This is a genomic window from Streptomyces sp. NPDC031274 (assembly GCF_055570235.1).
In genome coordinates this window covers 261,474-275,133 of sequence record NZ_JBVIHP010000007.1, presented here as the reverse complement: position 1 = coordinate 275,133, position 13,660 = coordinate 261,474, and the positions used below count along the sequence as shown (strand labels likewise).

Here is a 13,660-nt window from a genome sequence, read left to right as displayed (position 1 = left end):
CAGTAGATGGAGGCACAGCATGAGGAGCGGCCATGGCTTTGCAGAGACGCCGGACCACCAGTAGACGGCTGGCATTCATTGCCGGCGGAATCGTCGTATCGGCAGCGCTCGCCGTAGGACCGGGCTACGCGTGGGGAGCCGGGCAGGACCCCGAGCCACCGGTCCGCCTGCCCGCACTGCCCGGCCTTCCGACGGCGGTGCCCGCCCCGTCCTCCGCGGCCACCCCGGCCACCCCGGTGACCCCGGCAACCCCGGTGACTCCGGCCGATCCAGAGACCCCGGCGACCCCGTCGGCCGCCCCGGCGAGCCCCTCGGCCCCGGCGGCCGACAAGAAGCCCGCCTTCGGCGCCTACCTCGACTACGGGCCCAAGGGCGTCGAGCGCATGGCCGAGCTCAGCACATGGCTGGGCGGCGCCGAGCTGCGCGTGGGGCACACCTACCTGCCCGGCGACCGGTGGAGCAACATCGAGGGGGCGCCGGACTTCCTCGAGAGCTGGGCCGACTGGCGGCGCGCGAAGGACGACCGGCTCTTCGTGCTCAACGTCCCCATGATGGAGCGCAACGAGGACCACGTCGGCGACACGGAGGTCCGCTCGCTGCTCCGCAGGGGCGCGGCGGGTGATTTCGACGAGCATTACCGCGCCCTCGCCGAACGGCTCGTGAAGCTCAAGGTGCCCGACACCGTCATCGTGCTCGGCTGGGAAATGAACGGCACCACGTACACCCATCGGTGTGGTCCCGACCCGGAGGCCTGGAAGAAGTACTGGAAGCGCATCATCACGACGATGCGTTCGGTGCCGGGCCAGAAATTCAAGTTCGACTTCACGCCGAACAGGGGCCGGGACGCCATTCCCTGGACCCAGTGCTATCCGGGCGACGACGTCGTGGACATCATCGGCATGGACTCGTACGACCAGCCGACCGGAACCGATTTCGCCCGGCAGGTCAGCGAGCCGTACGGCCTGAAGCAGCACGTGGAATTCGCGAAGGAGCACGGGAAGGAGATCTCTTATCCGGAGTGGGGTCTCTTCCGCAACGGCGACAACGAGGAATACATGCGGAAAATGCTCGCCTGGATGGACGAGCACAAACCGCTGTACAACACCGTCACCGACTACTGCCCGCACGGCGTGTGGCAGTGCGAGGACAACCCCAAGTCGTCCAAGGCCTACCGTTCCCTGCTCTTCGGCCGCAAGGACACCGAGCCGGTCCCGGAGCCGACGAAGCCGACGCGGCCCACGACACCGCCGAACTGTTCGCCGCTGAACCTGGGCGACTGGGCCGAGTACTGGATGGGCGGCAAGCTGTGCATGCGCCTGGACTGGTACAAGCGGCCCTGAGTCCGAGCGGGCCCTGAGTATGAGCGGGCTTGAGTACGAGCGGACCCTGAGTACGAGCGGACCTGATCAGGACCGCTCCTGGCGTTCCCGGCGCTTGCGCAGGAACTCCTTGCCCCGACTGCGGGCCGCCGCGTCCCATGCGGCGGCCCGCAGCACGGGGGCGGTGCGCCTGCGGGCAAGCAACAGCCGGTGGTTGGTGGCCTCCTCGGGGCGCCAGTGGTGCTTGTACGGCTCGTTGCCGCGCAGGAGGCTCAGGACACGGCTCCGGTCGCCCTCGGCGTGCTCCGTGCAGGCGTTCAGGAGCATCGTCGCCACGTCCACCTTCCGCTCCCGCAGCCGCGGATGCGCCCCGTACAGATAGCCGCCGACCAGATGCGGCGAAAGGAGGGTCAGATCGGCCGCCACCACGTCGTCGTCGAGCCGGAACTCGGTGACCACCGCGTCGCCCGCCCTGACCATCAGCCCCACCGACCTGATCAGGTGCTCGGAGAACCGCGGCTGAAGGTGCTCGGACGTCACCTTCCTTCCCTGCCACTGGAGTTGATGCAGGTGCAGGAGCGTGCGCACCGACGCGTCCACCTCGTCGTGCCCCACGATCCGGCGCTCGACGCCCAGCGCGTCCATCTTCCGGATCTTGGCGCGCGCCCGCTGGGCCCGTGGTGCGGGCAGCCGCCCGAGCAGCTCCTCCATCGATGCCGCGGGCAGTTCGAGGCAGAGCGAGTCGACGAGGCGGAGCCGGGGCCCGCTCCAGCGTTCGTAGACGCGCTCCACCGCGGCTCCGGAACGGACCTCGCGGAAGTCGATCAGCGCGCCGCGGGCCAGTTCCGAAAGGCCGTCGGCCAGCGCGTCCGCAGCCTCGTCGGCGAACTCGTCGTCGAGCAGCACATCGCTGAAGTCGGAGATCGCACCGCCGAGCGGCACGAGCGCCGGGAGCGGTACGCGCACGCGCATCAGCGGCGCCGCGGCGATCAGCTCGCCACCCCTGCGTACGAGGACCACGCGCAGCCGCCCGCGCGTTCCGTAGGAGAGCCACCACGAGTGCAGCCACGCGTGGCTCTGGAACGGCGTCGCCGTCCGGCATCTGCGGTGCAGCCGGGCCCACGCTCCGGCGAGACTCCCGAACTCCCCTTCGTCCGTGCAGAGTTCGACGGTCAGGGACGTGTCGACTGCCGTGCCGGTCTCGACAGCTTGGATGGTTTCGATGGTTTCGGTCACCCCCATCACCTCTCCCTGTTGACGTCGGCGGACTGCGCGGGGCCCGGCACCGTGGCCGGTGCGCCGTCCTCGCCGGACCCGTCGCGCCGGGGGCGCACGAGGAGGGCGAGCCCGCCGAGCAGACCTCCCGCGCAGCCGCCCACCAGGGCGGTCATGGGGGCCGCCGCCGACGCGGGGGCCTGTGGCTCGACCGCGCGCGAGAGCTGGAGGAGGCGCACCTTCGTGCTCTCCTTGGTGTGGTTCGCGTTGTTGGTCAGGGAGCGTGAGACCGCGTTGGCGATGTCGGCCGCCTTGCCGGGCTCGGCCGCGGACGCCGAGATGGAGATCATCGGGGCGTCGGGCGAGGTGGCGGCCTGCACGCTCTCGCGCAGCTTCTGCGCCGAGACGCCCGACTCCACCTGGGCGTCACCGAGCACCGCGAGCTGCGTGGCGACCCGGCCGTACGCCGTGGCGAAGCCAAGGGCGGCGGTGGGGTCGGAGTCCTTCTGCGGGACGGCGATCACATAACTCGTCGCGGTGTACTCGGGGGTCTTCACCGCGCCGTACACGCCGCCGGTCAGGGCGCCGAGGACGGCACCCGTCGGCAGGAGCCACCACACGGGCAGCCGCTTCACGCGGGCGAGCATCGGGGCAGGGTGACCGGCCGGACGAAGCCGCCTGCTCAGGGTTTCGGTCATCAGGAACTCACTCTCGGGGTCGAGCCGGAGGCAGCTGCCTCGTATACGTGCATCAGCTGTGCTGCGCTGCGGGTGATGCTGTAGCGGTGGGCGGCCTCCGCGGCGAGGCGTGGCCGCGGCCCCGCCGCCCGGACCCGCAGCAGCGCCCGCACGAAGGAACCCGGGTCGCCCGTGACGCGCTCGGCGCCGGTTGCCACGTCCGGCGGGAGGTCCTCGACGGCGGGGCACCTGACGTAGAGCACCGGCAGTCCGGCGGCGATGCCTTCCACGACGGCGAGGCCGAAGGCCTCCTCGGGCGAGGGCGAGGCGAGGACGTCCATGGCGGCGAGGAGCGCCGGCAGGTCGGCCCCCTCCTCGGCGGCCTCTTCGGCGGCCTCTTCGGCAGTCTTTTCGGCGACATCCGTGGACAGCTGGGGCCGCTCCCCCGCGAACACCACCCGGTCCGCGACACCGAGCCGGTCCGCCGTCGCACGCAGCCTGCCCTCGTCGGGGCCGCCTCCGACCAGCAGCACGCGTACGTCACCGGGCAGCCCGGCCACCGCGTGCAGCAGGACGTCGAAGCGCTTGCCCACGGCGAGGCGCCCCACCCCGCCGACGACGAACGCCTCGTCGGGAAGCCCCAGCTGACGGCGGGCGGCGATCCGGGCCCGCGGGTCGAAGCGGAACCGCTCCACGTCGATGCCGTTCGGTACGACGTGGATACGTTGCCGGGGCACCCCCCACCGGCTGAGCCGCTCGGCGACGGACGGGGACACCGCCACCGTGGCCCGCCCCAGTCGCTCCCCGGTCAGGTACAGCGCGCGGACGCCCGCCGTCAGCGGCCTGCCCTCCATCTGTGAGTCGCCGAGGGAGTGTTCGGTGGCCACGACCGCGCGCGTCCCGGCGAGACGGGCGGCGACGCGCCCGTACAGGCAGGCGCGGAACAGGTGGGTGTGCACGAGGTCGTATCCGCCGCCACGGATGACCTTCACGAGGCGGGGCAGCGCGCCCAGGTCGCGGTTGCCGGACATGCCCAGGTGGATGACGCGCACTCCGTCGGCCCGCAGCCCGTCGGCCACCGGGCCGGGGTTGGTGAGGGTCACGACGTCGCAGGTCGCGGGCAAATGGCGTAGGAGCAGGCGCAGTTGCTGCTCGGCGCCGCCGACTCCGAGGCCGGTGATGATGTGCAGGGCCCTCATTCGGCCACCGCCGTTTCGCGCGCCGCCGGTTCGCGGACCGTACGGCGGCGCAGGCGGTTGAGCCGCAGCTTCAACTGGAGCCGCAGGGCGGTGTCCTCCTGCCCGATGTGGACGCGGGGCAGGGCGTGGACGCCGGTGAGCGGGCCCGGGGAGATCGCGCACGCGTAGCGGTAGCCCGCCGTCCGTACGGTGTCGACGACGCGCTGGTCCACGGTGCCGTACGGATAGCAGAAGCCCTCCACCTCACGGCCGATGAGGTCGGAAAGGGCGGTGCGGCTGCCGCTGGTCTCCTGCCAAAGGAGCCGGTCGTCCGCCTGGGTGAGGTCGACGTGCGTCAGACCGTGCGAGGCGACCTCCATCCCCTGGGCGGCGATGTGGCGGATGCCCTCCGCGCTCAGGAGCGGTTTGCGCGGGCCCAGCGGATCCCACGCGTTGTCACCGGCGAGGCGGCCCGGGAGCACGAAGACGGTGGCGTCGAAGTCGTAGCGGTGCAGGAGCGGCAGGGCGTGGTCGACGAAGTCGGTGTACCCGTCGTCGAAGGTGAGGCCGACCAGGCCACGCCCCTCGCCGCGTGCGCGCGCGGTGAGCAGGCGCGTCATGCTCACCCCGCGCAGCCCCTGCCGCCGCAGCCAGCGCAGCTGGGCCGCGAGGCGTTCGGGAGAGACGGTGATCTTGTACGGGTCGTCCGCGCAGTCGTCCACGGAGTGGTACATCGCCACCCACATCGGCGCCTGCGGCAGCCAGTGTCGCGTGCGCCGCGAACGGGAGGTCTCACCAAGTGCTGTGTCAACGGACATGCGTAAGCTTTCGTGTGGCGGATGTGATGGCGGATGTGGCGAGGGATCTGGCGGCACGGACGATGGGGTCGAAGGCCTGGGCCCTGAGCACCCAGAGCCCCAGAACGAAGACGGCGAAGACGGCCGAGCAGCCGACGGCGAAGGAGACGAACGGCGAGTCGACGAGGCTCGCGAGGAACCAGCCGGCCCCGGTGGCGCACACCGTCGCGGTCACCGGCTTGGCCAGCTCGCCCACCACCTTGCGGACCCGGATCGGCACGTTGCGCGGCCCCATCCCGCACAGCAGCACGAAGGCCGTGACGCTGATCCCCGCGGCGTTGGCGAGCGCGATGCCGCGTACGCCCCACAGGTCGACCGCCCAGCTGCCGATCCCGGCGGTCGACGCGACCCCGACCGCCATCGCGCCCAGCGGGAACCACGTGGCGCGCCCGCCGGAGAAGTAGGAGCGGACGAGCGCCCCCACCAGCGTGTGGCCCAGGAGCCCCAGGGCGTACACGCGCATCACGGCGGCGGTGGCGACGGTGTCCTGCGCGGTGAACGCGCCCCGCTGGAAGAGGATCTGGATGAACTGGGGCGCGCAGGCGATGACGACGGCGGTGCCGAGAAGGACCACGCAGCCTGCCAGACCCAGGTCCCGCTCGACGCGCGACCTGGCCCGCTCGACGTCCCCTTCGGCCAGGGCACGCGCGACGACGGGGAGCGTGACCGTGCACAGCATCAGGGAGAGGACCATCGGCACCTGCGCCACCTTCTGCGCGTAGTTGAGGTGCGAGATGGCTCCGGCGGGCAGCGAGGACGCCAGGAAGCGCTCGATGAGCACCTGCGACTGCCTGCACAGCGCGAAAAGGAGCACGGTGGCGATGAGGGTGGTGCTCATCAACGCCGGAGCCGGGCCGCCCTTCTTCCCGTCGTGCGGCACGTCGGCCGTGTCGCGGGTGAGCCGGCGCCAGAGCGAGGGAGCCTGGACGAGCACCATGAGTACGCCGCCGACCGCGACACCGAGGGCCGCGGCACGGACGCCGTAGCGGGGGGCGAGGACGAACACCGCGGTGATGATGCCGATGTTGTAGAAGACGTAGATGGCGGCCGGTGCCACGAACCGGCGGTGCGCTCGCAGCGCCGCGCTGCAGTACCCGGCGAGGCCGAACGTGAAGACGCAGGTGGCGGTGAGCAGGGTGCAGTCCACGGCGAGACGCGGGTCGGGCAGGCCCGGCGCGAGGACCTCCACCAGGAGCGGCGCCCCTGCCATCAGGAGCAGCGCGACGGCACCGGACGCCAGCATCAGGCGCGGCAGCGACGCGGCCACCAGGGCGCGGACGGGGTCGCGGCGCGCGCCGAGGCCCCGGCGGGCGAGCGCCATGCTGAAGGCGGGGACGAGGGCGAACGCGAGGCCGTCCTCGATGAGCAGCGTGGTGGCCAGCTCGGGGACGGTCCAGGCGACGAGGAAGGCGTCGGTCTCGGAGCCCGCACCGAAGAAGTGGGCGAGCGCCTGGTCGCGCACGAGCCCGAGCACCGATCCGGCCACCGTGAGGACCGCGGTGATCAGAGCGGCCTTGGCGAGAAAGCCGTTGGAGGGGTCGGATCCCTTGACGGGCTCGGCCTCGACGGCGGGCGCGGGCACTTCGCCGACCGGGTCGGTGTCCACGGTGTGGGTCGTGGAGGTCATCGCGGCACCTCCCCCGGCGCTGCACCCGACACCGACACGGACACCGGCGCCGACACCGGCACCGACGCGGACAGCGCACGGCCCGACAGCGCCCACCAGGCCACGAGCCCCAGAACCACGGCCATCAGGACCGTCGAGGGACCACCGATGTCGGCGTACGAGAAGTCCACCAGCTGCCACACCAGAAGACCGCAGGCGACCAGCGCGCAGTCCACGCCCGCGCCCCCGCGCACCCGGGCCAGCCGCCGCAGGCCGAGCAGCAGGCAGGCCGCCCAGCTGCCCACCAGCGTGCACAGGCCGAGCAGCCCCTGTTCGCCGAGGACGAGCAGATACATGTTGTGCGGGGAGAGCAGCGGCTGGCGGCTGAACTGCGCCCCCGCGCCCCCGGTGTCGCTCGCCGACGAGAGGGCCAGTGACGCGTGGCTGTCGCGGTGGTCGGGGAAGGCCTTGAGTCCCACGCCCGCCACCGGCTCGTCCCGCCACATGTCCACCGCCGCGGCCCACATGGTGTACCGGTCGGTGACCGACTGGTCGGGGGCGTCGGTGACCTGCGTGATGCTGGTGATCCGCTCCTGCAGCAGCTGCGTACCGATCCCGAAGCCGCCCACGAGGACGACGGCAACGGCGGCAGCGACCGCGAGGGCCCGCAGCGCGCGGCGCACCCCCGCGAGTCCGAGCTGCGCGCCGCACGCCACGACGGTGGCGATCCAGGCGCCCCGGCTGAAGGAGAGCGCGAGCGGCACGACGAGGAGCAGTGCGCACACAAGCGCCGCCTGACGCTGTTTCGGGGAAGCCGGGCCGAGCGCGAGAGCGAGGGCGCACACCACTCCGTACGACACCACGGTCGCCATTCCCATGACGTCCGTCGGGCCGAAGGTCCCCACGGCCCTGACGTCCGAGCCCATGTAGCTGGCGCCCGTCGCGGTGACGTACTGATAGACGCCGAGCGAGCCCTGGAAGAGGGCGAGGCCGATGAGGGACCAGGCCACCAGGCGGAAGTCGCGGCGGTCGCGGACGAGCACCAGGATCGCGGCCGGTACGAGGACGAAGATCTGGAGGTAGCGCACCAGGCCGGTCATCCCGGCGGACACGGTGCTCGCGCCGACCGCGGCGACCGCGATGCCGAGCACCGGCAGACCGAGTACGACGGCGGCGGTCCGTGTCAGTGGGCGGTGCGCCCCGCGCACGGTGCGGGCCACGCACCAGAGCACCACCACGGCGGAGGCCGCGTCGGCGGCCGTACCGCCACCGGAGCCGCCGTCGTGCGGCGGCACGGGCAGCGCGAGCAGGGCGACCACGGCCATGACCGGCAGTACGGGACCGGCGCTCCGGAGGGCCGACGAAAGGGCGGCGGCCGGTGAGCCCGCCGGGAAGAGCGTGATCGAGGCACCGTTCACCCGCGTCAGCTCCCCGTCGGACGTACGAGAGAGGCGGCGGTGCGCAGCAGGATGCAGAGGTCCTGCCAGAACGACCAGCTGTCGATGTAGGCGTTGTCGAACCGGCACCGGTCCTCGATCGAGGTGTCGCCGCGCAGTCCCTGGATCTGCGCGAGCCCGGTGATGCCGGTCGGCATCCGGTGGCGCTCCGCGTAGCCCGGGTACTTCTGGCTGAACTGGCCGACGAAATAAGGGCGTTCGGGGCGCGGGCCGACCAGGCTCATGTCGCCGAGGAAGACGTTCCACAGCTGGGGCAGTTCGTCGAGCGACGTTCGGCGCAGGAACTGGCAGAACCGGCTCATACGCTGCTCGCCCGCGACGGTCCACCGGGTGGCCGCCTCGTGCGGGTCGGCGGGGCGGTGCGTGCGGAACTTCAGGAGCGTGAACAGCCGCCCGTCCCTGCCGATGCGCTCCTGACGGAAGATCACCCCGGGTCCTTCGGTGGCCCGCAGGACGGCGGCGCACGCGAGGAGCACGGGGCTGATGAGCAGCAGCAGGAGCCCCGAGGTCACGAGGTCGAGGGCGCGCTTGCTGACGCTGAAGTGCCTGCGCCGCGCGGGCACGAGCGGACGGCAGGGGAACCCGGCGAGCTGCCCCGACCTGCTCTGGCGTCCCGGCGCGTCGTAACCCGGCGGCTGCGTCGCGTCGATCGCCCATACGTCACAGCCCGAGCCGCTCAGCCCCCGCAGCCAGCCGATCTGCTCGGGGCCCGGCGTCGGCCCGACGACCAGGACGGTGCGTACGGCGTTCTGGATGACCGCGCGGCGCAGCTCCTCGATGGTGGAGAGCACCGGGAGTTCGGCGCCCTCCGTCTCCGGGCGCCCGGCGGGCGCGTCGCCCACGATGCCCACGGGCCGCACTCCGGCCTGCGGATGGCGCAGGACCGCCTCCGCGACACGCCGGGCGACGGCGCCGGGGCCGACCACCAGGGCGGGGCGCGGCTGCCGGAGCGCCGATCTTCGCGCCCACCCGTACAAGGCGCCGCGGCCCGCGCAGCAGAGCACGCTCTGGAGTGCCGCCGCCGTGCACGTGGTGGTGAGGGAGAGCGGGCTCAGGGCGGAGAAGCTCGCGGCCACGAGCCCCACGGCGCACCAGCTCAGCAGGGCCTGCCAGGCCAGCGAGGGGAGTTCGTCGAGCGCGCGGGGCGCGACGAGCGGGCGGTACAGGGCGGCGCGCGCGTTCAGGCCGGTCACGGCGGCCAGGAGCAGGGCCATGAGGAGGGGGTGGCGCTGCGGCCCGGTGAGCAGCACGGTGCCGAGCAGGGCGGCGGTGCAGTCCACGGCGAACAGGGGGAAGGCCGCCGATGAGCGGCGTGCCGATGATCCCCAGGTGATGCTCGTCCTGCGGCCGCTCCCGGCCCCGCGGGGAGGGATGACCGAGGCGGTGGCGATGGCATGGTCGGCCGCCCGTGGCTGCGCGGCAGGGGTGGCGACAGTTCGTTCCGCACTCACGGGTTGATGGACTCCCTGCACTTGATGGGCCCCACGCCCAGTAGCTCGCGGTACACGGCCGCGACAGCGTCCGCGGTGTGCCGCACATCGTGGGTGTTCGATACGTGGCGGTGCGCCGCACGGCCGAGGGATTCCCGAAGGGGCGGATCGCCGAGCAGAGCGACGAGGGCTCGCGCGAGCGCCTCCGGGTCCTTGGCGGGAACCAGGCCGTGGGGCACGAGTTCGGGCGGCAGGCTCTCGCGCGCGCCGTCCACATCGGTGACCACCACGGGGCGGGCGCAGGCCATCGCCTCCAGGGGTACGAGTGCCATGCCCTCCCACCGTGACGGCAGGACCACGAGGTCGGCCGCCCGGTACCAGGGCGTGGCGTCCTCGACGTCCCCGGCGAACCGCACGGAGGCGGGCGCCTGTTCGCGAAGTCCGGCTCCGTCGGGTCCGTCCCCGACGAGGACGAGCCGGGCGTCCGGCATCCGCTCGGTGACCGCGGTCCAGGCCCGCAGCAGGACGTCCTGCCCCTTCTGCCTGCACAGCCGCCCCACGCACACGACCACGGGCGCCTGTCCGGGGAGCCCCAGGGCGGTCCGCGCCGCCTGCGCGGCCACGGGACGGAAGCGCTCGACGTCCACCCCGTTGGGGATGACGGACCAGCGCGCGTCGATCCCGTGCCGCTGCCCGGTGAGCCGCTCCGCCTCGCTGACGCAGATCACGTGCGTGGCCCAGCGGGCCCCGAAGCGCTCCCAGCGCAGGGCGAGGCGCGCGGTCGCGCCGCCGACCGCCTCGAAGGACCAGGCGTGCGGCTGGAACACCGTGGGGACCCTGCCGCGCAGGGCGAGCCGGGCGGCGAGCCCGGCCTTGGCGCTGTGCGCGTGCACGATGTCGGGCCGCAGCTCGTCGACGATACGGGCGATGCGCCGCACCTCGCCCACCAGACCCGGCCCCGGGGAGCGGGTCGCCGCCCACCTGTGGGCGGCGCTCCCCAGGCCCCGTACGGCATCCGGCAGACAGCCGCCGTCCGGACACGCCACGTCGACCCGCATCCCGGCGGACAGCTGGGACCTCACCAGGTCGGTGACCACACGGGCCACTCCGCCGTCGACGGGCTGCGCGACGTGAAGGACGCTCAGCCGGTGGTCAGGTGATGACAGTTGCATGCACGGCGCCTTGCTCAGGGGGAAGGTGATGCGCTACCGCTTCGCGTCCACAGCGGCGAAGAGCACCCCGGCCCACGCGGACTCTCGCTGCGAAGCAAGACGGATGAGCAGGCCCTTTCGGTCGGCCTTGAGGGCCCCGTCGAGCCGGAAGATGTCGGAGTCGTAGCCGAGCGTGTTGGCGTACGCGGGCGTCCTCGCGATCCGCCTGCCCGGCTCGCTGATGGTCGAGTTCATGACGTCTCGTGCGGGGTTCGCCGGGTCGGAGAGCCGCACGGGCCTGCTCCGGTCGGTCGACACGGTGAGCGTGTCACCGGCCGTTCCGCGGTCGCCGTTGTACGCGACCATGCCGACGCTGCCCTTCGCGCGGGCCGGGACCGGCATGCCGCGGAGCCGGATCGCGTGGCTGCGCCGGTTCGCGTCGAAGGAGTCGAAGCCGTCCCACACGGTCAGGTGCCGCAGCGGCGCGTCCTCGTTCTCGTACGCGACGACCAGCGTCCAGCCGCCCCATGCCCCGGCCTTGGAGTGCCCCATCGCCACATTGACCTGCGCGACGGTGTAGAGCCCCTCGCCACCGGACTCGACGAGGGGCGTGACGTCCGCCGATGCCTGGAAGGCGTCCGCTCCGTTGGCGGTGCGGTGCCCGACCAGGGTGTCGGCCTTCACGTGCTTGTAGCTGCCGCCGGGTTCGGCGATCAGGGCCTTGCCGTTGTCCTCGGGCGGCTTCTGTTCACCGACGCGGAGGTTGCCGCCCCAGTACAGACGCGCGTAGGACACGCGGGAGCCCGGCGGGAGCCGGACCTCTCCGCGGCTCGAGTTGTAGGTGTTCGGGTCCTTGTCGACGTCGACGTAGAACATGTCGAAGTCGTTGTTGGCGGCCGCTTCGCCGCCGCGGGCGGAAGGGCACGAGACCGCGCGGGCGGCCATCGGCTTCCGGCACGTGATGGCCGTGTTGGCCGCGCGGGTGATTCCGCCGTGCTGGAGGGCGTAATAGCGCTGCGCGAACTCGATGCTCCCCGCTTCGGCGGCGGCGGGGGGCGCGGGCGCGGCCACTGAGTGACCGCCCGGCATGACGACGACCGCCAGGGAAAAGGCGCACAGCGTCAAGCTACGCAGACGGGGGCGCAGGGAATTACGCATGACCGGCGTTGCCCTTTCGCGAAAGGTTCCGCACCAGGTGGGTTAATTGAAATGCGACAGTCACACTCGACCCGTAACTTCCCGCACTTGTTCTTTCAAATGACTTCAGGAGGAGAGCAACACTAACCGCTTCCTGTATTAATCCAGGAAGGCTGACAAGTGTGTCGGAATCGTGAAGTGCGTAACGTTCCCGGGCCGCCGGGAGTACGGGCCGATGGGCCGCCGCGTGAACCCCGCGCCAGCAGATCACCCTTTTGGGCCCACAACCCCGGCGGGCGAAGTCCGTTGATCCATGGGCCGGGCACACCGCCCTGCTGATGCATCAACAGACCAAGGAGCAACTCTCCATGTCGCGTACCGCGAAGGCCCTCGCCCTCTCCACCGTTGCCGTGGCCGCCATGGCCGGCAGCGCCGGCATCGCCGCCGCCGACGCCGGCGCCCAGGGGGCCGCCACCAACTCCCCCGGTGTCATCTCGGGCAACGCCGTCCAGGTCCCGGTCCACATCCCGGTCAACGCCTGCGGCAACACCGTCGACGTCATCGGTCTGCTGAACCCGGCGTTCGGCAACACCTGCGTCAACAGCTGACACCTCGGCAGCACGCACTGAGCGACGGCCGTTCTCCCCCGAGGAGGACGGCCGTCGTGCGTTCCCGAGCGATCCTGAGCTTCCCCGAGCGGTCCTGAGCGTCCCCGAACGGCCGCCATGCCCCAAATGGCAGTCGCTCGGTTGCGGCCGGTGTCCACCGCTTTCACGGTGAACACAAGATCCGACGCATCACCGAAGGGAACACCCATGCGCGCTCTGCCCGTACGGCGTATCGCGACAACCGTCCTGTGCACCTCGCTCCTCCTCGGGACGGCCGGCCCCGTCATGGCGGCCGGGAGCGACTCCCCCCACGGCAGCTCCCAGGAGGCCGCCCGCGCGCCGGTCCCCAAGGCGGACGCGCTGCTCGCCCAGGTCAAGACACTGGGCGACGCCGGCGGTGTGCTCACCCCGGTCACCGATCTGCTCACCGCCGTGCTGAAGGCCGACAAGGGCCAACTGCCCGCCGCTGACGCCACGAAGCTCGCCGCTCCGGTGAAGGACGCCATCACGAAGGCCGCCGCCGTGGCCCCCAAGGCGCCCGCTCTCCCCGAGACCCCGGCGGCTCCGGGGCTCCCGGACACCGCCGCGCTCCCCCAGACCCCGGCGCTCCCGCAAACCCCGGCGCTCCCCAAGGCGCTGACGAACGGCGCCTCTGACGGCACCAGGGCGGCGGCCGACCCGAAGGCCGACGCCCTGAAGGCACTGCAGGCCTCGGTCGACGCCCTGCTCAAGGCGGCCACCGGCGGCGACGTCACCAAGGTGGCAACCGCCGTTCCGCCCGTGCTCACCGGCCTCGTCAACCTCGTCGCCGCCACACTGCTCGGCGGCGGCCTTCCCAAACCTGACCTGGCAGGGCTGCCCGCCCTGCCCAAGGCGCCGACCGGCTCGGCGGCACTGCCCCAGACACCGGCGCTTTCCTGACCTTCGGCCATATGCCCGTCGGGGGGGGGGGGGGGGGGGGGGGGGGGGGGGGGGGGGGGGGGAGGGGGTGGACCTCCGACCGCCCCCGACCGTGCCGGCTCCGG

12 protein-coding genes are annotated in these 13,660 nt (G+C 72.3%); 3 read left to right on the top strand and 9 right to left on the bottom strand.

All coding sequences use genetic code 11. The annotated features are described in order from the left end of the window. Positions 1-32 precede the first annotated feature (32 nt). The gene (locus ACZ5CR_RS14770) at positions 33-1,340 is read left to right on the top strand and encodes a glycoside hydrolase family 26 protein (RefSeq protein WP_468857397.1); all 1,308 of its coding nucleotides are present in this window, start codon (positions 33-35) and stop codon (positions 1,338-1,340) included. 66 nt (positions 1,341-1,406) lie between these two features. Here ACZ5CR_RS14770 and ACZ5CR_RS14765 read toward each other — a convergent pair whose 3' ends face one another. From ACZ5CR_RS14765 to ACZ5CR_RS14725, 9 genes are all read right to left on the bottom strand, one after another. After that, on the bottom strand, positions 1,407-2,495 hold the full coding sequence (locus ACZ5CR_RS14765) for a GNAT family N-acetyltransferase (RefSeq protein ID WP_468857478.1): 1,089 nt from the start codon (positions 2,493-2,495) through the stop codon (positions 1,407-1,409). Positions 2,496-2,560: 65 nt separating this feature from the next. After that, entirely contained in the window at positions 2,561-3,232 is a 672-nt protein-coding gene (locus ACZ5CR_RS14760) for a YveK family protein (protein ID WP_468857396.1), read from the bottom strand. Continuing rightward, positions 3,232-4,410, bottom strand: coding sequence for a glycosyltransferase (locus ACZ5CR_RS14755; RefSeq protein WP_468857395.1), 1,179 nt, complete (start codon positions 4,408-4,410; stop codon positions 3,232-3,234). Before ACZ5CR_RS14755 ends, ACZ5CR_RS14760 begins: the two co-directional genes overlap by 1 nt. Continuing rightward, on the bottom strand, positions 4,407-5,207 hold the full coding sequence (locus ACZ5CR_RS14750) for a polysaccharide deacetylase family protein (protein ID WP_468857393.1): 801 nt from the start codon (positions 5,205-5,207) through the stop codon (positions 4,407-4,409). The genes ACZ5CR_RS14755 and ACZ5CR_RS14750 overlap by 4 nt, the downstream gene beginning before the upstream one ends. After that, complete coding sequence (gene murJ / locus ACZ5CR_RS14745; protein ID WP_468857392.1) at positions 5,197-6,873, bottom strand: murein biosynthesis integral membrane protein MurJ; 1,677 nt, start codon at positions 6,871-6,873, stop codon at positions 5,197-5,199. The genes ACZ5CR_RS14750 and murJ overlap by 11 nt, the downstream gene beginning before the upstream one ends. After that, positions 6,870-8,177 carry an O-antigen ligase family protein gene (locus tag ACZ5CR_RS14740; RefSeq protein ID WP_468857477.1) on the bottom strand — a complete coding sequence of 436 codons (1,308 nt, stop codon included), beginning with the start codon at positions 8,175-8,177 and terminating at the stop codon, positions 6,870-6,872. Before ACZ5CR_RS14740 ends, murJ begins: the two co-directional genes overlap by 4 nt. Positions 8,178-8,275: 98 nt before the next feature. Continuing rightward, positions 8,276-9,760: a sugar transferase gene (locus tag ACZ5CR_RS14735; RefSeq protein WP_468857390.1), complete on the bottom strand. Its 1,485-nt coding sequence runs from the start codon at positions 9,758-9,760 to the stop codon at positions 8,276-8,278. Continuing rightward, on the bottom strand, positions 9,757-10,911 hold the full coding sequence (locus ACZ5CR_RS14730) for a glycosyltransferase (protein WP_468857388.1): 1,155 nt from the start codon (positions 10,909-10,911) through the stop codon (positions 9,757-9,759). The genes ACZ5CR_RS14735 and ACZ5CR_RS14730 overlap by 4 nt, the downstream gene beginning before the upstream one ends. Positions 10,912-10,944: 33 nt before the next feature. Beyond that, the gene (locus ACZ5CR_RS14725) at positions 10,945-12,048 is read right to left on the bottom strand and encodes a DUF3344 domain-containing protein (RefSeq protein ID WP_468857386.1); all 1,104 of its coding nucleotides are present in this window, start codon (positions 12,046-12,048) and stop codon (positions 10,945-10,947) included. A gap of 347 nt (positions 12,049-12,395) precedes the next feature. On the opposite strand from ACZ5CR_RS14725, the gene ACZ5CR_RS14720 reads away from it, so the two are divergent. Beyond that, a complete protein-coding gene (locus ACZ5CR_RS14720; RefSeq protein ID WP_453532213.1) occupies positions 12,396-12,635 on the top strand; it encodes a chaplin in 240 nt (79 codons plus the stop codon). A gap of 207 nt (positions 12,636-12,842) precedes the next feature. After that, a complete protein-coding gene (locus tag ACZ5CR_RS14715) occupies positions 12,843-13,556 on the top strand; it encodes a hypothetical protein (protein ID WP_468857385.1) in 714 nt (237 codons plus the stop codon). Positions 13,557-13,660: the final 104 nt, after the last annotated feature.

Coding starts and splice junctions, on each gene's coding strand:
- ACZ5CR_RS14770 (WP_468857397.1), top strand. CDS start 33: ATGGCTTTGCAGAGACGCCGGACCACCAGTAGACGGCTGGCATTCATT.
- ACZ5CR_RS14760 (WP_468857396.1), bottom strand. CDS start 3,232: ATGACCGAAACCCTGAGCAGGCGGCTTCGTCCGGCCGGTCACCCTGCC.
- ACZ5CR_RS14755 (WP_468857395.1), bottom strand. CDS start 4,410: ATGAGGGCCCTGCACATCATCACCGGCCTCGGAGTCGGCGGCGCCGAG.
- ACZ5CR_RS14750 (WP_468857393.1), bottom strand. CDS start 5,207: ATGTCCGTTGACACAGCACTTGGTGAGACCTCCCGTTCGCGGCGCACG.
- murJ (WP_468857392.1), bottom strand. CDS start 6,873: ATGACCTCCACGACCCACACCGTGGACACCGACCCGGTCGGCGAAGTG.
- ACZ5CR_RS14740 (WP_468857477.1), bottom strand. CDS start 8,177: ATGGCCGTGGTCGCCCTGCTCGCGCTGCCCGTGCCGCCGCACGACGGC.
- ACZ5CR_RS14730 (WP_468857388.1), bottom strand. CDS start 10,911: ATGCAACTGTCATCACCTGACCACCGGCTGAGCGTCCTTCACGTCGCG.
- ACZ5CR_RS14725 (WP_468857386.1), bottom strand. CDS start 12,048: ATGCGTAATTCCCTGCGCCCCCGTCTGCGTAGCTTGACGCTGTGCGCC.
- ACZ5CR_RS14720 (WP_453532213.1), top strand. CDS start 12,396: ATGTCGCGTACCGCGAAGGCCCTCGCCCTCTCCACCGTTGCCGTGGCC.
- ACZ5CR_RS14715 (WP_468857385.1), top strand. CDS start 12,843: ATGCGCGCTCTGCCCGTACGGCGTATCGCGACAACCGTCCTGTGCACC.